Source organism: Paenibacillus sp. Y5S-9 (assembly GCF_036894235.1).
GTDB lineage: Bacteria > Bacillota > Bacilli > Paenibacillales > Paenibacillaceae > Paenibacillus.
Genome location: NZ_CP145887.1, coordinates 920,315 through 942,707 on the forward strand (window position 1 = coordinate 920,315; position 22,393 = coordinate 942,707).

Sequence of the window (22,393 nt, forward strand, 5' to 3'; positions counted from 1 at the left end):
GGAGGTTCTTGTTTTTTTGTGTTAGTTCCCGTTGGAATTGTGCGTAATCCGATTGACAGGACGTATGCAGGGGAGTAGTCTTTTAAATATATTCAAATATTCAAATATATGAAGAAAAGAAGGTTTTTGTACATGAGATGGATGGGGAGATATGCAGGGTATAATGCTGCCGCTTTTCGCAAGGATCTGTTATCAGGGCTGATTGTAGGTATCATTGCGATTCCACTCGGTATGGCATTTGCCATCGCTTCCGGGGTCAAACCGGAGTATGGATTGTACACCACTGTAATCGCAGGGATTCTCATTTCCTTGCTGGGTGGGTCCAAGTTCCAGATTGGCGGGCCAACGGGGGCATTCATTCCAATCCTCTTTGCCATTGTGATGCAGTATGGATATGAGAATCTGCTGATTGCCGGAATGATGGCCGGCTTGATGCTTGTACTTATGGGCGTATTCAAGCTTGGGGCGTTAATCAAGTTTATTCCAAGGCCGGTGACTATCGGTTTTACGGCAGGGATCGCCGTCATTATTTTTAGCGGACAAATTACGAACTTCCTGGGACTTCGAGGCATCGAGAAACACGAGGATTTCTGGTCCAATATGAAAGAAATCGGGATGCATATCTCAACGATTAATATATACAGTGTGCTTACAGCTGGAATCTGTCTGGCTGTTCTTCTGCTTGTGCCCAAGTTTGCACCAAAGGTGCCTGCATCACTGGTGGGGCTGGTTCTTTCGACGGTAGTCGCGGCGTTCTTTTTTGAAGGGCAGGTGGCTACGATCGGTTCGTCCTTTGGCGCCATACCTAACGCTTTGCCTCAGTTTCATATGCCTGAGATCACTTGGGAGCGTATCGTGAACTTGCTGCAACCCGCTTTTGTCATTGCCATGCTGGGTGGAATTGAATCGCTGCTGTCGGCTGTTGTTGCCGATGGCATGACCGGAAGTCGGCATAACAGCAATCGAGAGTTGATTGGGCAGGGAATTGCTAATATGGTGACGCCGTTATTTGGTGGTATTCCTGCAACAGGAGCGATTGCACGTACAGCAACAAATATCAAATCCGGCGCAGTATCGCCGTGGTCTGGCGTGATTCACGGTGTAGTGGTTTTGCTGGTACTTGTTCTCTTTGCGCCATATGCATCCCACATTCCTCTTGCCAGTATGGCTCCCGTTCTCATGCTGGTTGCTTGGAATATGAGTGAACGAAGATCCTTCATACATGTCATGAAAACCAAAACGAGCGATTCACTCGTTCTGCTGATTACCTTTTTGCTGACCGTATTTACAAGTTTAACAACGGCTGTAGAGGTTGGGTTGATTCTGGCTGTTCTTTTATTTGTTAAGCGGATGAGTGAGATGTTGAAGGTTGCCAAAGTACTGCCCGATCCCGAGCATAAACATGAGAAAGTTATGGCCCACATGGTTCGGGAAGGACATGACTGTCCGCAAATAAGCCTATATACAATTGAAGGGCCACTGTTTTTCGGGGCAGCGGATATGTTTGAGAAGTCGGTCATGGATTCGATTCATCGGCGACCAGGCACTCTGCTGTTGCGCATGGGCAAGGTGCCTTTTATGGATACAACAGGTGAATCCAATCTGGCCCGTGTTGTCAAACATATGGAGAGATCCGGGGGCAGAGTTTTACTTTCAGGCATTCAGGCGCAACCGTTGGAAATGCTGAAGAGAACAGGTTTGATTGAACGGATTGGTTCGGATCATATGTTTGAGCACACGGGTGAAGCTATCAATTATGCATTGCAGCATCTGGATGTTCAGAAATGTAAGGGGTGCAAACATTTTGCCTTCCGTGAATGTGCTGCATTGTCGAGCACTGGCGGCGATCCAGCGCGTAATAACCTGCTTAAATCTGGAAAGCGGGCCAATGCAAATAACCTTATATAATTCCGCTGATGCGAGATGGAACTATAGGATTCTTAAAGAGTATTTACTCATCAAAATATATATTCTGGAAAATAAATAAAAAATATACTATGTTATAGGTTGATAGGTGAAAAGGATTACATCGTTAATCTGATGAGAAATAATCATATTAAACCGAAGGAGCAACCATATGTCCATTCAACCGACTGCTTTACGTTCAGTGCTTAACCCCAGGTATCTGGAGTCTGCATTGAGGGATCAGTATAACATTGGAACATGGGAAGAATGTTTGTTTTGGCTTAGGGGATTGAATGATACCTACCGGATTCGCACATCCAGTGGCATGTATATTCTCCGTATCTACCGCACTGAAATTTCGGAGGAAGATGTTCACTACGAACTATCGTTATTGTCTCAACTGAAGAATGTTCTAGGTTCTGCGGAACACACCGACATTGGAGAATACATCGAGAAGAAAGATCACACGGGATATACGGTGTTGGAGGCTGCGGAAGGCAAGCGGGTTGCTGTGATGTTTCGGTATATTGAGGGTACGGAGAACAACCTGGAGGATGAGGAGTCTTGTTACGCCTTTGGTCAATCTGCCGCTGAATTGCATAAGGCTATGGATCAGGTGAACGTGGAGCTGCCACGATATGAGCTTGATTTGAAATTTCTTATCGATGAACCCCTTAAGCGAATCATCCACTATATCGGTGAGAACAATGAAGCAGCAGCATTTCTCTATACGTTTGCCACAACGTTAAAAGAACGCATCGTTGCCGCTTCCAGACAAGATCTGGACTTTGGTCTGTGCCATGGCGATATGCATGGGAATAACAATGCGTTTCAACAGGAGCATCAGTTCATCCACTATGACTTCGAGTGGGCAGCCAAAAGCTGGCGTGCCTACGATCTGGCTCAAGTGAAGGTGCGAAAAAGGCAGTCTGATGAGCGAAAAGCAGCATTATGGGATGCGCTAATGGCAGGATATCGTTCAGTCAGAAGCTTCTCTGCCGAAGATGAGCAGGCGGTTGATCTCTTTATTATTGCTCGCCGATTCTGGGTGATGGGACTAGATGTTGCTTTTATTGAGAGTGATACGGGTGGGCTGGACTATGGTTCGGATTGGCTGGATAGTTTCGTGGAAGAGTTCCGGGATACAGGGATTGTATCATAGCGAATGATGAACATTATTTTAGATATAGCTTTGAATGCTTTAAGACCCTTCCGAGTTAACTTGAACTCGAGAGGGTCTTTTTCAACTCATAAGAGAAGGTAACAGGGTCACTTATTAGTTCGATGATGATGAAGAAGCGGCTGCAGCCGAAGCACCGGTAGCTGCGGCCATGGCTGCTTGTTGAGCGATGATAATATTTGTAATACTGGTTGAGATCGTTGTCGTAAGCACACCGTTTCGCAGATTCTCCACATGTTGAATGGCTATCAACGCGGATGAGAACAGGAGCAACTCCTGTTTGTCGATTGACCAGGCACCGAAGCCTTTTTGAGTCCGTAACCAGTCATTTGTTTCGGCGACTTCATCCACTAACGCGTCTCTGTCCGAAGGCAGTAGAGAAAGTATCCCGAGAGAGGGTAAGGTATACGTTTTATCCATTCGGAGATCCCTTTTTCGAAAAGCTTCATTTAAGGCAATCACACGAGTCCCTGCATCCGGGGTATCCTTTCCAAGAACCAGTACCTGTGTTAACGCCTGCACACTGTTTCTGGAAGAGAACTCTGGTTTTAATTCCCTATAGAGTTGTTCCATACGTGCCACACCAGTATCCACGTTGAGATCGGAAAGGGCTAACATGGCAGCAAAAATGTAGTCATCCTGACCAGTAAGGAAGCGATGCTCTGCTTTCATACTGTCATAGAATGATTTGGCTCGCTCCACCGTAGGTTGAAACTGGTCAGGTGATGTCTGAGTAGCGATCTGATAGGCGGCAATAACCAGATAATCAGAGTTGTGGAATTTGATCTCTTTCATCAAGTCATAGACATGCAGGGTATCTACCAATCTCGTCTCTTCATCTGTTGTAAGGGAGAGCATGGCAGCAATGCTAATGGCCGAGTTACCTCTGAATGCAGAGAAGAGTTTTGTGTTTTGCTTGATCAACTCTTGGCTTTGGCGAATGGCTTCCACATCAGCAACTTTATTCTCCGCTGCATAGAGCAAGGCGGCCAGACGGAGAATCATCCCATGTTGCCATTTGAACGACTTTTTGATGATCTGAGTGTTGGAAACGAATAATTCAGCTCGTTCTGCATGATGTTGTTGCATAGGCACACCTCCATATTCACTGTTATTCAACAATACCCTTCCAGCTTCCTTCATTCCGTCGGTGTAAACAAATTAGATGATTAGGAATATCAAATGAATTAAAGCAATTATTCCCATAGGGTAGATCAATGATCTGGAGAACCCGTTTTTAAATTCATTTCGAGGATGTTTTTCGAAAAAGAAGTGTAATACGGTATGTATGATGAAAAAGATATCCAGCACCCAGAATGTAATGGTCTGATACGAGCTAAAAAGAAGAGAGAGGATGATGGTATACATTGGCAGGTGAATCCAAGTGAAATACCTGTAGGCTTTATCATCTTCCATATCTTTTAACACCATAAACAATTTCCACTCGGACCGCCTGATGGCATCCATTTCGTGAAGCAGAAAGAGAGACAGATTAAACAAAAATAAAACCAGTAAAAATTCAGGCATGTAATGCCTCCCATTTTTCAATTTTATACAAGCAGGTCAATAGCGAACAAGTCACTTACGGTATTGCAATCCACATATACAATACGTGAGTTGTCCTTTGGGGGTTCCAGCAACCTCCCTGTCGAGTCATGTATTAGAAAGTCTCTGTCACTTTGTTTACACAACGCTGCAGTGAATTGTTTATTGAACTGTCTGCCATATTCATTAAGCGGTTATCCTATACCTATATGTGTAGTGAATCCGTTTCCTCACATTCCTTGTTGTATTTCTGCGGCACATCTCGTACAATTTGGTGAAGTAATTCTGCATTGCGTTAATGTGAATGTGAAAATTAAAATTACATCAGGAATCTGTACACAAGAAAAGGGGAGAATCGTTTGGAATCAAAGCAACTATCTAGAGGGCTAAAGCCCCGCCATGTAGAGCTGATTGCACTCGGAGGTACAATCGGCGTTGGTTTGTTCATGGGATCGGCAAGTACGATCAAATGGGCAGGTCCATCCGTGCTGCTGGCTTATTTATTGGCTGGTATCGTTATCTTTTTTGTCATGCGCATTATGGGGGAAATGTTGATTCAGGAGCCGGTCACGGGTTCGTTTGCAACATTTGCTCACAAATATATTAGTCCGCTTGCCGGATTTCTGACCGCCTGGAGCTATTGGTTCCTGTGGGTTACGGTTGGTATGGCGGAAGTTACGGCGATTGGTATCTATGTCGGGTATTGGTTCCCGGATATACCTCAGTGGCTGCCTGCACTTGCTGGGGTGCTCATCATTGCGGCGGCAAATCTGGCGGCTGTGAAGTTCTATGGAGAATTTGAATTCTGGTTTGCGATGATCAAAGTGACGGCTATTGTGGCGATGATCGTGATCGGAACAGGACTCATTTTCTTCGGCTGGGGGAATGGGGGTCAGGCCATTGGTCTGTCGAATCTGTTCAGCCATGGTGGCTTCTTCCCTGGGGGCATCAAAGGTTTCCTCTTCGCGCTGTGTATCGTAACGGCTGCGTATCAAGGGGTGGAGATGGTCGGTATTACAGCAGGCGAAGCGGAGAATCCGAAATACACCTTGCGTAAAGCGATCAAAAATATCGTGTGGCGTATTCTTATTTTCTACGTTGGTGCCATATTTGTTATCGTAACCCTGTACCCTTGGAACGAAGTGGGCGAGACGGGCAGCCCGTTTGTGCTCACCTTTGCCAAAGTTGGTATTGTTGCTGCAGCGGGGATCATTAACTTTGTGGTGCTCACGGCGGCCATGTCGGGATGTAACAGCGGGATCTACAGTGCAGGACGGATGTTATACACACTGGCTGAGAATGGGCAGGCACCTGCCTTTTTCAAAAAGCTGTCCAAAGGCGGGGTTCCCCGCAACAGTATCGTCATTACAATCTCCTTGCTGCTGATTGGGGTTGTGCTGAACTACCTGATGCCGGACTCCAAGCTGTTCCTGTACATCTACAGTGCAAGTGTTCTTCCGGGCATGGTTCCATGGTTCGCGCTGGCGTTCAGCCAGTTCCGATTCAGAAAGCGTTGGGGTAACGAAATGGCGGATCATAACTTCAAGTCCAAATGGTTCCCGATCAGCAATTACATTATTATTGTGTATCTGATCCTCGTCATTATCGGTATGGCGTTTAACCCGGATACGCGCTTGCCTTTGATTGTTGGTGCTACGTTTATGGCCATCGTGGTGGCTGGATATTTTGCATTTGGCATCGGAAAAAGACAACGGACAGATGGCGGCGAAGATCGCTAGTCTAATATTCAAAAATCAACTTATATCGTAATATCATACATGCATTCCTTGAAATGATTGAAGAACCTGCGGGTGATTCAGCGACATTCAGGGAGTGCATTTTTTTATCCTCAAAAATCATGCTTGAATCTCCTGTAACTGGAGGTTTTAAGATTGGAGGCAGACAAGGGGGCGTACATCTTATGAGAACAGTAGAATGGATTTCTCTTATTTTCAACCTGCTTATATTAGTGGGGGTAATCGGGATTGGAAGACAGAATCAACATTTTCGGAAAATGGTATGGGGTGGATTTGCCATATCGGGTGTGCTACTGATCATCCATGGTGTGGTCGAAGGACTACGTTGGCCGATGATTCCGGCGTATCTGCTCACGTTGGTTCCACTGGTTGTGTTATTTACAAAGGCAAGACGCCAGCAACAGTCAGGTGTAACCTCGCTGAACAGCAAAGGTTCCGGGGCATCTGCTTCGAAATCACCTGTGGCGGGGAAATTCGGACGTGTTCGAATCATCGCAACGTCTTTCCTGGTGTTGCTATACGCTGTTGTGAGCATTGGCTTGCCACTGCTGTTCCCGGTGTTTTCGTTTGCCAAGCCAGCAGGTCCTTATGGAATCGGAACCGTATCCTACGATTGGATAGATAACAGCCGGGAGGAGTTGCTGACGAGTGACGCCGGAGATAAACGGGAGCTGATGGTACAGATCTGGTATCCAACAAATCCAGAAGCAGAGGGAGCAACAGCCCCTTATGTTAATAAGCCGGAGATCTACGGGACAGCCTTCAATGAAGTGCTGAAACTGCCAAAGCTTTTATTTTCCAGTCTGATTCAGGTCAAAACACATGCGATTCAGGAAGCTCAATTATCAGATGCCGAAGCCAAGTATCCGGTTGTTCTCTTCTCTCATGGTCTGCATGGCTATGAAAATCAGAATACGTTCCAGGTCGAGCAGCTGGTCAGTCAAGGTTACATTGTTGTGGGCATTAATCACACGTATAACAGTCTGGTGTCCGTATTCCCGGATGGACGTGTGGCGCAGTTTGAATCGGAAGGGAAAGAAGGCTTTGAGCAGCTGCAATTCAGTTACATGGACAAGTTGAATGAGACATGGGTGAAGGATGCACAGTTTGTACTGGATGAGGTAGAGAAGTTGGGAACGGGAGATCCGAGCAGACGCTTTACAGGACATATGGATCTGGACAACATCGGCATGTTTGGGCATTCATTTGGCGGAGCAACGACAGTACAGATGTTAATGGATGATCCGCGTGTGAAAGCAGGCATGAATATGGACGGTGTATTGTTTGGCGAGAAACGTATCCCTGCGGAAGGCGTGGGCAAACCGTTCCTGATGATGAGTGCAGACTCAACCGTTGCAGGCACAAGTGTGATGAGTGACGAGGAAATTGCTGCGATGGGCACGACCCGTCCGGAAGCGGAGAAATATTACGAGGAAGTGTACGAGCGCTATGAGCCGGTAACCGCAGGAGGGAACTTCTGGATGGAGCTGACCAACACCAAACATCTGAGTTTCTCCGACCTCTACCTGATCTCTCCACTGCTCGAATGGACACAGGGTGTAGATGCGCGGGGAGCGCAACAGTTGGTCAACGATACAACGATTGATTTCTTCAACCACTACTTGAAAGGGCAACCGCTCCATATGGACACGGAAGTGGGAGAACATGAATCCTATTTGTTGAAAAAAGGCTAAACGTACAAATGGAAGGAGACTGAAATTCAGTCTTCTTCCATTTGTTTTAATCGTAACCGCATGCCCTCCTGCAACAGGTTAATGCCATCTACAATCTGGCTCCATTCGGGATTCATCACCTTGCACAGCTTGTTAAAACGCAAAATACGATCCGTCACAGAGTCCAGCATATATCGGGCCTGTTTGCGAAAAAATACTTCTGGTGCTTCCGCATGCTCAGCACTTGCATACATCAACACAAAGTCCCACACCATGCTTTGCACAGCAGGGCTATCGATTGCCCAACGCTTGTCCAGAGCTTCGGTAGTGCGAATGCGAATAGCCTCCATTTTTTTCACCCAGACGTCCGCTTCGACTTGTGGCTGATTCGCCATAATGAAGAAGGGAACCTCCAACCTAGCCAGATCAGCCCAATAGGCCGGATCATTGATCAGTTCCTGAATTTCCTTCCAGGCCAGTGTTTGCTGAGCCGTCAGTTTGGTATCTTTCATCATGTATTTGTCGAAAAAGTGCAGAAACGACACTCTCCAATCCTGCGGAATGCTGTCCAGCAGATGGGATTCATCCATCTTGGCAGCAACAAATTGTTTTCGCCTGCTCGCATTGGCCGTCAGGGATTCTACCAGACTGGAGATATACGTGAGAGACTGTTCCGAGCCAAGTGAAGTTTTTTCTTCATGCTGCCTCGCTTGCTGCAAAACAGAGAGCATGGAATTCATCGTGCCGATCTGGGTTTCCAACGCTTCAATCTGCAGATCCAGCGCCTGTGCTACCGCCAGTTCACCCGACATGAGTTTTCGAATATCCGGTATGCTGAAATTCAAATAACGTAGTGTTGTAATGAGTTCGAGTTGCCACAGGTCTTGCGTTGTATAGAGTCGATGCCCACCTTCCGTATGACTGGAGGGCTGTAACAGTTCAATCTCATCGTAATAACGGATCGTTTTCACCGTGGAGCCGATCAGTTTGGCTGCTTCACCGATGGAATAGGGTTCTTTGTTTGCATTCAACGAGATCACCTCATGATTCATTATACAACCTCCTGTCACTGGAGATTCAATGTTAGACGACTGTCATGGAATTCTGGCGGGCTTAGTTTAAATTCCACCCATCTCGGTTACAAAGGAAGGAGTGCAACTTTTAAGAAAACAACTTCTGAACATAAATTTAACATTTACATGATAACGAAGAGCACAGAAATAACCTGAAGAAACGGAGTGTTCGCCTTTATCACCGGATTTTCACCTTATATAAGGGAGAGAAAAAAATCTGGGGATAAGAGCGATCGGAAGGTTATTCTGTGATCGTAGTGATCAATGTAAATAACCAAGGAGGAAATTGAACATGGCTAATCAAGACCAGCACACCATGCAAGATCCAACGACACAATATCCGAAGGCTACACCGGAGTGGAAACAGCAACAGGATGAGCCGGGACTTCAGCGTGAGATGACTCCTGTTCCTGATGCGGGTGAGAAAAGTTATAAAGGTAGCGGACGTTTAACAGGACGCAAAGCGGTTGTGACCGGAGCCGATAGCGGAATTGGTCGGGCGGCTGCGATTGCGTTTGCCCGTGAAGGTGCAGATGTTGTTCTGGCCTATCTGCCGGAAGAGGAAGCAGATGCGCAGGAAGTTGTGAAGCTGATTGAGGAAGCCGGTCGCAAAGCAATCACAATGCCAGGTGACTTGAAGGATGAAAAATATTGTGAAGAACTCATTGAATCTGCGGTAAAAGAGCTTGGCGGGATTGATATCCTTGCTAACGTGGCAGGTAAACAGCAGTATGTCGAGCAGATTGCGGACCTGACCACCGAGCAGTTCGATGCAACGTTCAAAACAAATGTCTATTCCATGTTCTGGCTCTGCAAAGCAGCTGTGAAATACATGAAGCCGGGCAGCTCCATTATCAACACATCATCGATTCAGGCATACAAACCTTCGCCAATCCTGCTGGATTATGCGACAACGAAGGCATCCATTAACACGTTCAGTAAAGCGCTAGCACAACAGGTGGGTAGCAAAGGGATTCGTGTCAATGTTGTTGCACCAGGACCGGTATGGACACCACTTCAGGTCGTGGGTGGACAACCAGTCGAGAAGCTGGCTGATTTTGGCTCCAACACACCGCTTGGTCGAGCAGGACAACCTGCCGAGATGGCTCCGGCATTTGTGTTCCTGGCAAGCCAGGAATCCAGCTATGTGAGCGGCGAGACACTGAATGCGAATGGTGGTACGGTTAGTCCGTAAACGTTGGATATAAAAGGCCTATGAATCCTAGGTCAGTGATCATAGGCCAGTTAAATAAAGAACACCATTCCCTATGGAGGTGAATGGTGTTCTTTGTTGTTATGCTATTTTTTTAAAATTATAAAGTTACTTCTGCTCTGGTTTCGGGTCCAGAATGGCATAACTGCCTAGCGTGGCTAATTGTGCTGTATTCAGAAGGGCTTCATCCACTGCAGCAAGGGCTTCGCCAGCAGCTGTCATCAGCTCATCAGAGTCAACAGGCGAGGCAAAACGGAGGATGACCCGGTTCTCTCCTTTTTTAAGTTCACTCTCAGCCTTGGTTTTGTACTCATTAAGGGATGCGACTTCGAGATCATTCTGCACATAATAATCATTGGCATCGCTCTCGCCATTAAACATCGCGAGCTCGGAATCAAGCCAGTAATCCTTATCCGCTATTGTTTTCTGACTTGCAGCAGTCTCATCGTTGGCATTGTACAAGAAGTAGGGGATGCCGGAGTTTGTCAGGTTGTTGGTGGCATCCACATGGAACCATTCGTTCCCGATTTTGACCTTGTTCCATGCATGTGGTACACCGCTGGAAGCGCCCGTTACAACGATGCTTTCCAGTCCCGAGAGATCGGAGAGCAATTTGTAGACGGAGGCATAGCTGGCACATACCCCAACACCTTTGACCAGAATACCGTATGTGGTAAACGAGTCATTGAACTGCGGATCGACATTTTTGAAGTTGTTTTGCTCCGCATTTTCCAGCGCTGCATCATCATACTTCGCGTTATCGTTCAGATAATCGTAGATGGCTTTTCGTTTCTCGTCTTCGTTCATGCCATCCTTGATAATGGAAGCCACAACTTCGTTTGCTTTGGCAATAATCTCATCTTTCTTCTTCTGGATACCACTAGCCGATTCATTATAATGAATCGAAAGGGTAAGCGTACCATAGTTGTATTCAAAACCTTCCACACCAAGAATCAAGGGATTCTGGTACATCACTTTCAGAACAACATCCGAGAGTGTCGTGAAATTTTGAGCTTCAGGGAAAGCTTTTAACGAAATTTTATCTTGTGCCGCAATCATGTTTTTGGCTAAAACTTCTTCCAATGCGGAATCTGCATTGATCATTGCATCGCCTGTAGCAGGCTGAGGCACGGTTTCCTGATTACCTTGTTCTACATTTTGCTGTGTATTCGATTTCTGCTCATCTACCAGATTGTCTTCTTCAGCTTCGGGAGCTGGAGCAGGTGTTTCGGTGGAAGTTTCTTCAGAAGCCATATCTGAAGAATTATCAGAAGTATCATTAGAAGCCTCAGTAGATAGAGGATTAGTTACATCTTCTGACGTTCCCGTATCGGTTGTGGACTCTGTAGTTGGAGTTTCCGAAGCTGGTGCTTCTTCTGTTTCCGTTGCAGACTCAGGTGCATCATGATTGTTGATGATCGTTGGCACATCAGGTGCAGGGACGTAAGGTGTATCATTCTTCGGTTCCACCAGTCCGTTGCTGGACTCGGCTACGGTTTGCTGAGCAAGTTTTTCCAAATCTGCTTGAGTTACATTCTCTACGCGCACGTAGCTTTTCAGAGCCGTTCCTTTAACATGAAAAGGAATATTCGTTTCATTGAACTCCGAAATCTCTACGCTTTCGGTATCATAAACAATGGTTTCACGGGCTAGAGAGCCGTCATTGTACTCAACTGTTGTTTTCTGAGGAAGAACATCTATATTCTTTAATTTCTCCATATACAATTGTTCTTTCAAAGCTGTTGGTAACTGGGAAGCAAGCGGAGCTGTAGGGACACCTCTGCTAAAATTGGATTCTTTGCCTCCACCGATTGCAGTGACGTAATATTCTCCTCGTATACCATGGTTCTGAGTGGTAGTTATCATTTCATTATAAGTGCCTAGCCCGCCTTTTCCGTCTTTCATAAAATCATTGAAAGACGTCTCTGTTGTTACCGCAATATCTAAAGGCAGACTATTACTGAAAGCGTCCTCTGCGCCAGTTAGAGGTACATTTGTATCAAAGTTGGTTAGGTCAGAACGTTTATAAATTTTATATTCGGTGGCGCCTTCAACCTTGTCCCAGACCAACTTGAACCGTCTATCTTTGTCAATTTCGTATCTTAGGTTAGGTACGGGTAACTCCGATTTTACTGTAAACGGAATAATGATAGGCTGATCAAGTAGTGTTAGATTTTCCGCATCTGGATCATAATTCAGACGAATGTAATAAATGGGGGCACCGCCCCAAGAACTTTGATCCTTGTTCATTATGGAATCTGAACTTAATACGCCCCATCCAAGAGGTCTAATAGAAATACTATTGTCATGAATATCTGATAAAAAAGGTACTTCGCTTGCTTTGAGTGCTTTAATATCGGTATGTACGGATATGGTATCTCTCAGGGACCAATTAGATTTTCCTAAATCTGCTTTAAACTTGAACGTAAATTCTTCATCTTGAGCTACGTTGTACATCGGCATAATTGCTTGTTCCGATTCGGAGCCGTATTTTTGCTTCAAACTTAAAATGGTAGAACCTTCTACTACTTCGGTAGGATTATTCTCGGACGGACTGCTTTCCTGTTCATTACTCTGGCATCCAGCCAGTAACAGGGTGAGCGCAAACATAATGAAAAATAGACGTTTCATGATACACCGCTTTCTTGTTTTTCTGAATTGCTCTAATAGCTACGTTGCTACACACCGAAAGATTATCAGATATGGTTAAAACCCATATGTGAACCTCTTAACATCTAAACCTCCTATTAATTTCCTGATATCCTTTGCTAGTTTATGGTCATATTGACGCATTGTCAAGGTGATAGGATAGGATATAAGTCCTGTATAACAATAGAACAGTTGTAATTCCGTAGCGAGGGGACCATGTTAAAATACAAGAGTTACTACATATTTAAATATATAACAGAATAATTTGAATAGAATGGGGTGCCGTATGACAGCGGAACAGATTGTCAGAACCTTTTTTGAAGAAGTCCGATCAGGTCGGAATCCTGATTATGCAAGCAACGTGATGGCAGAACAAGTACTGGCCCATCAAGTGATATCTGAAGATGAGGTCACGGTCACCCGAACACCTTCTGATTATGCGGATCATGTGCGAGAGATGATTGAAGCATACGGGGAATTTTCACTCGAAATTCTGGAGTTGCTGACGCAAGGTGATAAAGTTTATGTGCGCTGGAGACAAACGGGTACCCATATTGGCGAAGTGGACGGATACAGCCCAACGAACCTCCCGGTGATTGAAATTGCCAGTGCGGTATACCGAGTGGAAAACGAACAAATTGCAGAGTATTGGATACAGATCGACAGGTTGGGCATCGAAAAACAATTGGAACGTAATCGGAGCTGAGTTTCTTAGCTCTTTTTTAGTTTTCAGTTCTTTGTAAGCGTTACCGTGTTATAATGAACAAAGTTGTATACAAGTTACCTAAAACGTTTTCTGTCTTTTGACTCCATTATCTGAAAGTGAGGTTCAGTGATGATTAAAGCAACGGAAGATAATCAATATGTTGAACTGACAAGCCCGACAAGTTTACCGAAGGCATCCGGATTCCTTTGGAATGAAAAGATGATGATTCATGTGAATTGCCGGGGGTACGCGGTGGCCCAATTCATGCAGCCCGAACCTGCCAAATACTCGTATGCGCCCAACCTGGAAGCGAAGACGTTTATGCAACCGGAGCAGCCGTACTATGCCCACCATCCGGGACGGTTTGTCTACATTAAAGATGAAATAAGTGGCGAAATTTTCTCAGCCCCGTATGAACCGGTTCGCAAGCAGGCGGATAGCTATACGTTCGCTGTCGGTAAACACGATATTCACTGGAAAGTGATTCAGGACGACATTTGCATCGAGATGTCCCTGCGTTTACCGAAGGAAGATGTCATGGAGCTGTGGCGTGTGAAGGTAACCAATCTGTCTTCGAGAAAACGCAAGCTTAGTATCTACCCGTATTTTACGGTCGGCTATATGTCATGGATGAATCAATCCGGTTCATATGTGGAAGATTTGCAGGGCATTGTCTGCTCGGCAATTACGCCGTATCAGAAATATCAGGATTATAGCAAAATCAAAAATTACAGCGACAAAACCTATCTGCTTGCAGATCACCAGCCGACCGCGTGGGAAGTAAATCATGAGAGCTTTGAAGGCGAAGGCGGACTTCATAATCCTTCTGCTCTTCAGTCGGAGATACTTGCTGGTGGAGATGCTCGTTATGAGACACCAGTGGCTGTATTGCAATACAGAGTAGAACTGGAAGCGGGAGCGGAGCAGGCGTATCGATTTATCTTTGGCCCGGCTCATGATGAGACTGAGATTGAGGGCATTCGTCAGCATTATTTTGTGAAGCAGAATGAGGAAGGACAGGATGGTTTCACCGCAGCCGAGCAGGAGTATGCTGAGTATATTGCGGAAGGGCAAGGAAACATCCAGATCAAGACACCGGACAGCTGGCTAGATAATGTCGTGAATCACTGGCTACCTCGCCAGATGTACTATCATGGCAAAACCAATCGTCTGACAACCGATCCGCAGACGCGGAATTATTTGCAAGACAACATGGGCATGAGTTACATTCAGCCGCAGATTGCACGAGCTGCGTTCTTGACAGCCTTGTCTCAGCAGCATATAAGCGGTGCGATGCCAGACGGCATTATTTTGCACCCGGACGCAGAACTGAAATATATTAACCAGGTTCCTCATACCGATCATTGTATCTGGCTCCCAGTCTGTATGAAGACTTATTTGGATGAAACGAATGACTATAGCATTTTGGAGGAACAGGTTGCTTTTACAGACAGTGAACAAAAGGTTTCCGTACTGGAACATATGAATCTTGCGATGCGCTGGTTGATCCATGAGCGTGACGCGCGTGGGTTGAACTATATCAATCAGGGTGACTGGTGTGATCCGATGAACATGGTGGGATACAAAGGCAAAGGCGTATCCGGCTGGCTGACCATTGCGACGGCATATGCGTTCAATGTGTGGGCAGATATTGGTGAACAGGCAGGGCATGCCGAGGTCGCAGCGGAATTCCGTCAGGAAGCCAACCAGACCAATGCGGTAGCCAATGAGTATCTGTGGGATGGGGACTGGTATGCCCGCGGAATTACGGATGATAACGTAGTGTTTGGCGTAAGAAAAGACGTGGAAGGACGCATCTATATCAATCCTCAGAGCTGGGCACTTATGAGCGGTGCTGCGGATCAGGAGAAACAGGAGAAGTTAATCCGTGCCGTAGAGGAGCAATTGGAGACGCCATATGGTGTCGAGAAACTCGCGCCGTCTTTCACAGCGATGCGTGAAGATGTAGGTCGAGTTACGCAGAAACATCCGGGAAGTGCGGAGAATGGTGCAGTGTACAATCACGCGGCGGCGTTCTATATTTACGCGTTGTACCTGGTGGGCGAGAAGGAGAAGGCGTATCGTCTGTTGCGTAAAATGATTCCTGGCCCTGATGGAGAGGATATTCTCCAGCGGGGTCAGCTACCCGTATTTATCCCGAATTATTATCGCGGAGCTTATCGGCAATTCCCACGTACAGCTGGGCGCTCCAGTCATCTGTTCAACACCGGCACAGTACCTTGGGTGTATCGCTGCCTGATCGACGGATTGTTTGGACTGCAAGGTCATGCACAAGGACTTCAAGTGCGTCCGCAGTTACCAGAAGATTGGAACGAGGCATCGGTCACCCGGTTGTTCCGTGGGGCTGAGCTGAACGTGAACATGAAGAAGGATGCAACTGTCCAGCAGATTGAAGTGTACGTTGACGGTGAACGGATCGAAGGCGACATCATCAAGAACATCCAAGCTGGCGTGAAATATGAGGTGCTGGTGAAGTTGCCATTGTAGAAAAGCGCAAGGGGTACTGCTGAACGATGTGAAGAGTTTTGGACAATCACGAAGACAAATTAAAAACTGCCTTTCCTTTATAGAAGGAGGGCAGTTTTTGGTTTCAGCATAGTCAGGACTCATTCCATTCTTTGACTCTGTACCAATAGCTATAAATCTCTGAATAACCCAGCTTGGCGTAAAGCTTCAAGGCAGGTGCATTATTCGCAACGACTTGCAGATAACTAGAAGTAGCACCTTGTTTTTTTGCCCAATGCAATAGATGCAGGATCATCTGTTCAGCAAGTCCCTGATTCCGGAAGTTAGCGTCTGTAATGATGTCATACAATCCAATGTAGCCACGTTCGATGACACCAAACCCACAAGCGACGACTTGCCCATCAATTAACAGCGAGATGAAACCTACCTGTGTGCGGATGTTATGTAACATTAATTCCGTCGTTTCCCGTTGCAGATCATTCACCTTGTTCAATCGGCAAAAGTGATCCAGCCAAGCTGTGGTCAACTGTTCGTCGATCTGTACAACTTGGTGCACAGGCTCTTTGATCTCTTCCAGACTCCGAGTTTGGATACGGGTCAGATCAACAACGCCATACCCTTTGTCTTGCAAAAGCTGGTCGAGATGATCCGGCTGAATAAACGGCGTGATTTTGAATATGGTACTTAATTGATTGGAAGCATAGATACGCTCACATTCCTCAATCTTTTCATGCACATCCAGAGTGGAGTAGTGGATCGGTTGAATGGAGTTGGCACGTTTGGTATATCCTTTGGCAAAACGCAGTACCCAGCCGTCATACAGTAAGGTGGACAAGGGTTGCCAGTGATTAAGCGATAGTTCTTCAATGGTTTTGTGTTCTGTATCTATTGTATGCGTCATATCCAACTCCCGATTTTATGATTAAATAATAATACATAATAATGTATAAAAATACAACAAAAACAGATATATCGCCGAACAGTATGCATTATAGCCGGAGATGGTATACAATTTGATATGGTTGAAAGAATGTATATATCTTTTACACATTAACGGAGAGGACAGAAATAACCTGAAGAAGCGAAGTTAAAAGCTTTCTGAAAGAAAGCTACTTCGGAAGCATACACCTCGCCTTTATCCACGGATTTTTCCTTTAAAAAAGGAATCAAAAAAATCTGGGGATAACAGCGATCGGAAGGTTGTTCTGTCATCGGAGTGCCAGAAGCGGAGCGCATTATGTTAACTATAGAATTAAATAATCACAGCATTAACTGTCATATCCAATACGGCAAACGCAAGAAAGTGTCTATCACGATGGACTTGCCTTACATGGTAACGATCAAAGCACCGAATGGTACCAGTGAAGACATGATCCGGCAACTTGTGGAGCAGCATGGGGATGTGATTTTGAAGAAATCCGCTCTGATGCAGCAAGCGCTCGACGGTCCTCAAGCCAAGGAATATGAAGATGAGGGCAAGGGGAAGTTCCTGCTTTTTGGCAAGGAACATGCACTGCATGAATTAATTCCTGTAGAGGGGCTTACAGAAGAGGAGCTGCGAGCGAATCTGAAGAAGTTTTATTTTGCCGAGTGTAAACGCATGATTGGGGAGCGCATCGGTCGCTATCAGCAGGAGTTGAAGGTGAAGCCGAAGTCAGTAGAGATCGTAGATTCTCCCACCAAGTGGGGCAGTTGTAGCTGGGACAAAAAGCTGACGTTCAATTATCGCCTGGCGATGGCGCCACTGGAAGTGATCGATTATGTCATCATTCATGAACTTTGCCATATTCACCACATGAATCATGACCGCTCTTTCTGGCGGCGGATCGGCAGCATCATGCCGGATTACAAAACAAAAGAAGATTACCTGATGCGAAATGGTAGAGCCATGACGTTGTGATTATAATTTTCAACACTTTATTGTTTTGTTATCAGATTTCATGTTTCTCTAGTATAATGGACAGTAAGTCCTATACATTTTAGTTAAAGAGTAGATTAAGAGGTGAGAATTTGATAGTAAAGAATAATATACTTGGCTTGAATATTACCAATAGATTAAAAAATACTAATAAATCAATCTCCGAATCAACAAGTAAATTATCTTCTGGTTTACGAATTAACAAGGCGGCAGATGACGCAGCAGGATTGAGTATTTCTGAGAAGATGAGGGCTCAGATTCGTGGTATGAATCAGGCGGAAAGAAATATACAAGATGGGATATCATTAATTCAAACTGCTGAGTCAGGACTAGGTAATATACAGGATCCATTATTAATTAGATTAAGAGAGCTTGCTGTGCAAGCAGCAAATGGTAGCTTAACAGATTCGGATCGTTTGATTATACAGGAAGAAGTTCGACAGATTAAAGAGGGCATTAATGATATTGCCAATAATACATATTTTAACGGGATTAATTTGTTGAATAATGGATCAAATGAAGTTGTTAATCAGGATGGAGAAATTAAACCAGGCTCAGTAAGTTTCATTACGTATGTAGGAGAAAATATATCCACTCTCGGCCGATCCACCTTGATTGGTAATAGTGGAAATATTCAGAATGCTATTGGAGTTGAAATCTTATCCGGAATTAATGATCAGTTAACGATAAAATTTGACGATACGGCATACACCATTAATATCAGTGCAGGTGTGTATCGTGGATCCTCTACTGCACTATATGATGATATTAACTCAAAACTAAGGGCTATAGGGGCTCCAGTAGAACTCTCCAATGCTTACAGTCATTGGGATGATACACATATGAGAACGCTATTGACCAGCACAATTTCAGGGAATCACAAGATAGAAGTTGAAGGAACAGCGTTTAATGAAATTTTCACCGAAGAGCTTACATATAGAGCAAGATATGAGGTTTGGGGCAGGGAAGCTGATTTTTCTATAGGTTATACGGTTAAAAGTGGTGTGAATGATACTCTTCATATTAAGGATTCGGGTGTTGACAAGACCATAATTCTTGCAGAAGGAACGTATAGCAGAGATGAACTTATTGAACAGTTAAATAACCAGTTCGATAGTGTCGGAGTCGATATCTCAGCTAGTTTTTCATCTGCTACTGGTGTGAATGTGAGTGCTGGACCGGGTAATAAACACTACATGCTAATATTGACACACAAAACAAGTGTTTCTCCGAACGCAATTCAACTAGTTTCAGGTAACGCACTTAATCCCCTTTTTATGCGTCCAGTGATTCCAGGTGATGTTTGGAATCCCAAAACGAAGAGTTCTTTAACGACAAATCTTGATCTAACTAATGGTATTGTTATTAATGGAGATAGTAACCGATGGGAAATTGGTCTTGAACATTCAATAAATAAAACATTTATTTTAGATGAGGGTAGTTACTCTTCATCAGAATTTATAGATTATCTGAACAATGAATTTCAAAAAAAAAGTGCGGGAATTATTGCTGTTGATGATAATGGTATGCTCAAATTTGAAAGAGAAATGAACGGTAGTAGTTACCAGATAACTGATTTTAAGATAACTGATATCAGTGGAAATGAAAATGGTTCAAGTTCTGACCAAACATATTTAGGTTTGCAAGTGGGAGCTAATCAAGGAGCAACTTACAAAGTTCAGCTGGCAGATGTTAGAACGAAATCAATTGGAGTAGAGAACATTAACCTTTCTTTACAGCACGATGCCAACAGATCACTCGTCCAGATTGATAAAGCCATTGAACATGTGTCTTCACACAGAGCTAGATTTGGCGCTTACCAAAATGCTCTTGGGCATGTATTGAACAATGTTATGAACGCTTCTTCTAACTTGTCCGCTGCAGAATCCAAGATAAGAGACGCAGATATTGCGAAAGAAATGATGAAAAATACGAAAGAAACTGTTCTTTTACAAGCGACACAAGCTATGCTAGCTCAAGCCAATCAAAAATCATCAGATATATTGCAACTGTTGAGATGAAAAATCAAATGGTCGAGCCGTGACGCTATAATGCCAGACACAAGCTTGTACTTAAAAAGATACATTTCTCCATTATTATTCGTAAAATCCGCGATGGTCCCACTGTTTGCAGTGAGCGGCTTCGCGGATTTTTTGTTATGACTGGATCAGGAGTGGGTTACTTGAACGCCATATTGTGTGAAAAAATGAGTAACTGCATCCATGTCCATTCGGTCATCGAACAGATGCTCAGGATAATAGATGCCTGGAGCCATAGGCTTGTCCGTTGGCATCAACAGTATCTTCTCGGCTTGCACCGCAGCGCCGAGTGCAGTCATATGAGTTTGACCGAGTGGGTCAGAGACTGTCATCGTTCGCTCAACCTTGTTCCCTTTCGCATCCAGCCCTTTCAATTGAATGACGAGATGATGTGCACTCCCAGTTCCCGGATTATAGAGCAATTTTCGCCGGAATGGCTGGAAACGTTCACCACTGATCATCTTCCAGACTCCGGTTTTGACCAATCCGGCGAGTGCATAGGTAGATACTTTACTATCGAATGAAATACGGAAACTGGCGGAATCGATATGGCTGGTATGAGGCAAAGTGACGTGATCGGGTGTGTCCAGTCTGTAACATGGGGTCGTATACCCGTTCGGGAAATGAACTTTGATCGGATCTGTCATGGGATAGACGAGTCGATGTGTATTGGATTCGGTTATCTGAAAAGGAATACTCATCCGGTCCATGAAGGCTGCCGAATCAGGGCCGGCCTTATCCCGCAGCGACCATAGGGCATGAATGTTTACTTCGACATGTTGCAGCGAGTTAGAGAGTATCATGGCAAATAGAGAAGCTGTTCCTGCCATCCATCCAGAGGATAGCACTACAGGGGCATGAAGTTCCTCCTGTTCTACTGAACGGATCGCTTGATTGAACACCTCAGTCCAGCGTGTTACATCGATAAGTGGAATTTTTCTCCGCACTGCCGATACCAGTAGCCGATCATCCAGATCGTTCACTGCATTAATGATTAACGATATATTCTCTCCTGCGTGAATCAGTGGATCGTCTGCATTGGTATCAACAACAACCGTTTGGACACGATTGGATGGAAAAGGTGCTGCTTTACCCGCAGAACGGCCTCCCAGTACCAATTCCAGATCAGGATGCCTGTCATGCAAAATGCGGGCAAGCTGTGCACCTACAGCACCATAACCTCCAGCGATAAGAACTTTTTTTCTATTCATTCGATAAACCTCCGTTGATATGTTTATGTACTTATATGTTTAAACTATTAAACATAATAGAGTGAAGAAAAGGAATGCAGTACACCAGCGCGGTATGCGCTAGCTCTGACATTCCACGTCCACGAGATGAACGAGCTGTTTGAGTAATTCGATCGCATCGTTGAACTCCAGCTTGTAATACATCTCCGTACCTTTTTTCTGAACCGATAACAGCCCGGATTGACGCAATATTTTCAAGTGATGAGAGACCGTAGGGCGTGACATGGGGACATGCTCTGCAATCTGTGATACGTTCATGCTCTCTTGATCAATGAGCAGCGATATGATTCGCTGGCGAACGGGATCTCCCAAACCTTGAAGATAAGGACTTAGATTCTCGAAAATATCAATAACTTTTTGGTTACCCATCGACTCGTTCATGGCTCACTCCGTTATAATGTTTAATTGTTTAAACGTATTATAAGGCTTAGTTCACTTGAAAATCAAATTTAACATTCCAAGTTGCAGAAAAATAGCTGTTCCGCTTGTCCATTTGAAGTACAATATAAGCAAATATGCCCGTACCACGAATCCATTGATGTATCCGTGGTGGAAGGAGTCCAAGATGGCTGAGAGTAACCATTATTCGGTGCTGGTAGATGAATATATCTCGGAGTTTGCACCTGATGTACAGGTGAGATTACAGGCAATAAGGCAGATTATTCGTGAAGCGGCTCCGAACGCCGAAGAGAAGATCAGTTACAAGATGCCTACGTATGCACAGCATGGGAATCTGGTTCATTTTGCCGCATACCAGCATCATATTGGGTTTTACCCAGCTCCCAGGGGAATTCAAGCTTTCCAGGAGGAACTCTCCAAGTATAAAGGGGGAAAGGGATCTGTCCAGTTTCCACTGGATCAGCCATTGCCCGAGGATCTCATCCGCCGGATTGTGGAGTATCGGGTAAAAGAAAATGTGGAGATTGCGTTGGAAAAGAAACGCAAAAAAGGAGCACCGAAGTAATTAAAGCTCGTATCATAAAAGCTCGTATCATAAA

At 44.9% G+C, this 22,393-nt stretch carries 17 protein-coding genes; 10 read left to right on the forward strand and 7 right to left on the reverse strand.

Annotated features, from left to right (window positions below; all coding sequences use genetic code 11):
* The first annotated feature begins 132 nt into the window (after positions 1 to 132).
* Together sulP and V6669_RS04125 are read left to right on the forward strand one after the other, a co-directional pair.
* Positions 133 to 1,908 (forward strand): sulfate permease, encoded by a 1,776-nt coding sequence (gene sulP, locus V6669_RS04120; protein WP_338590940.1) that lies wholly within the window; start codon positions 133 to 135, stop codon positions 1,906 to 1,908.
* A gap of 169 nt (positions 1,909 to 2,077) precedes the next feature.
* Positions 2,078 to 3,067, forward strand: a complete 990-nt coding sequence (locus V6669_RS04125; protein WP_338590942.1) for a phosphotransferase — start codon at positions 2,078 to 2,080, stop codon at positions 3,065 to 3,067.
* Between the two features lie 114 nt (positions 3,068 to 3,181).
* On the opposite strand, the gene V6669_RS04130 is transcribed toward V6669_RS04125, so the two are convergent.
* On the reverse strand, positions 3,182 to 4,174 hold the full coding sequence (locus V6669_RS04130; RefSeq protein ID WP_338590944.1) for a DUF4003 family protein: 993 nt from the start codon (positions 4,172 to 4,174) through the stop codon (positions 3,182 to 3,184).
* A gap of 72 nt (positions 4,175 to 4,246) precedes the next feature.
* Positions 4,247 to 4,612, reverse strand: coding sequence for a DUF6713 family protein (locus tag V6669_RS04135; RefSeq protein ID WP_338590946.1), 366 nt, complete (start codon positions 4,610 to 4,612; stop codon positions 4,247 to 4,249).
* A 377-nt stretch (positions 4,613 to 4,989) separates the two neighbouring features.
* Here V6669_RS04135 and V6669_RS04140 point away from each other — a divergent pair, with 377 nt between their 5' ends.
* Both V6669_RS04140 and V6669_RS04145 read left to right on the forward strand, forming a co-directional pair.
* Positions 4,990 to 6,369, forward strand: a complete 1,380-nt coding sequence (locus V6669_RS04140) for an amino acid permease (RefSeq protein WP_338590948.1) — start codon at positions 4,990 to 4,992, stop codon at positions 6,367 to 6,369.
* A gap of 182 nt (positions 6,370 to 6,551) precedes the next feature.
* Positions 6,552 to 8,081 carry an acetylhydrolase gene (locus V6669_RS04145; protein WP_338590950.1) on the forward strand — a complete coding sequence of 510 codons (1,530 nt, stop codon included), beginning with the start codon at positions 6,552 to 6,554 and terminating at the stop codon, positions 8,079 to 8,081.
* A gap of 26 nt (positions 8,082 to 8,107) precedes the next feature.
* On the opposite strand, the gene V6669_RS04150 is transcribed toward V6669_RS04145, so the two are convergent.
* Positions 8,108 to 9,112 (reverse strand): MerR family transcriptional regulator, encoded by a 1,005-nt coding sequence (locus tag V6669_RS04150; protein WP_338590952.1) that lies wholly within the window; start codon positions 9,110 to 9,112, stop codon positions 8,108 to 8,110.
* Between the two features lie 313 nt (positions 9,113 to 9,425).
* Between V6669_RS04150 and V6669_RS04155 the strand changes: the two genes are divergently transcribed.
* Positions 9,426 to 10,328 carry an SDR family oxidoreductase gene (locus V6669_RS04155; protein WP_338590954.1) on the forward strand — a complete coding sequence of 301 codons (903 nt, stop codon included), beginning with the start codon at positions 9,426 to 9,428 and terminating at the stop codon, positions 10,326 to 10,328.
* Between the two features lie 126 nt (positions 10,329 to 10,454).
* On the opposite strand, the gene V6669_RS04160 is transcribed toward V6669_RS04155, so the two are convergent.
* A complete protein-coding gene (locus V6669_RS04160) occupies positions 10,455 to 12,977 on the reverse strand; it encodes a transglutaminase-like domain-containing protein (protein WP_338590956.1) in 2,523 nt (840 codons plus the stop codon).
* 304 nt (positions 12,978 to 13,281) lie between these two features.
* On the opposite strand from V6669_RS04160, the gene V6669_RS04165 reads away from it, so the two are divergent.
* Entirely contained in the window at positions 13,282 to 13,701 is a 420-nt protein-coding gene (locus tag V6669_RS04165; protein ID WP_338590958.1) for an ester cyclase, read from the forward strand.
* Between the two features lie 129 nt (positions 13,702 to 13,830).
* Positions 13,831 to 16,209 carry an NdvB protein gene (locus V6669_RS04170; protein WP_338590960.1) on the forward strand — a complete coding sequence of 793 codons (2,379 nt, stop codon included), beginning with the start codon at positions 13,831 to 13,833 and terminating at the stop codon, positions 16,207 to 16,209.
* Positions 16,210 to 16,321: 112 nt separating this feature from the next.
* Here V6669_RS04170 and V6669_RS04175 read toward each other — a convergent pair whose 3' ends face one another.
* The gene (locus V6669_RS04175) at positions 16,322 to 17,089 is read right to left on the reverse strand and encodes a GNAT family N-acetyltransferase (RefSeq protein WP_338590962.1); all 768 of its coding nucleotides are present in this window, start codon (positions 17,087 to 17,089) and stop codon (positions 16,322 to 16,324) included.
* Between the two features lie 336 nt (positions 17,090 to 17,425).
* Between V6669_RS04175 and V6669_RS04180 the strand changes: the two genes are divergently transcribed.
* Both V6669_RS04180 and V6669_RS04185 read left to right on the forward strand, forming a co-directional pair.
* On the forward strand, positions 17,426 to 18,088 hold the full coding sequence (locus V6669_RS04180; protein ID WP_338590965.1) for a SprT family zinc-dependent metalloprotease: 663 nt from the start codon (positions 17,426 to 17,428) through the stop codon (positions 18,086 to 18,088).
* Positions 18,089 to 18,198: 110 nt separating this feature from the next.
* A complete protein-coding gene (locus V6669_RS04185) occupies positions 18,199 to 20,127 on the forward strand; it encodes a flagellin (protein WP_338590967.1) in 1,929 nt (642 codons plus the stop codon).
* A 146-nt stretch (positions 20,128 to 20,273) separates the two neighbouring features.
* Here the strand turns inward: V6669_RS04185 and V6669_RS04190 are convergent, their stop codons facing one another.
* A complete protein-coding gene (locus V6669_RS04190; RefSeq protein WP_338590968.1) occupies positions 20,274 to 21,356 on the reverse strand; it encodes a saccharopine dehydrogenase in 1,083 nt (360 codons plus the stop codon).
* Positions 21,357 to 21,455: 99 nt separating this feature from the next.
* A complete protein-coding gene (locus tag V6669_RS04195) occupies positions 21,456 to 21,776 on the reverse strand; it encodes a metalloregulator ArsR/SmtB family transcription factor (RefSeq protein ID WP_338590970.1) in 321 nt (106 codons plus the stop codon).
* A 184-nt stretch (positions 21,777 to 21,960) separates the two neighbouring features.
* Between V6669_RS04195 and V6669_RS04200 the strand changes: the two genes are divergently transcribed.
* Positions 21,961 to 22,359, forward strand: a complete 399-nt coding sequence (locus V6669_RS04200; RefSeq protein WP_091038905.1) for a DUF1801 domain-containing protein — start codon at positions 21,961 to 21,963, stop codon at positions 22,357 to 22,359.
* Positions 22,360 to 22,393: the final 34 nt, after the last annotated feature.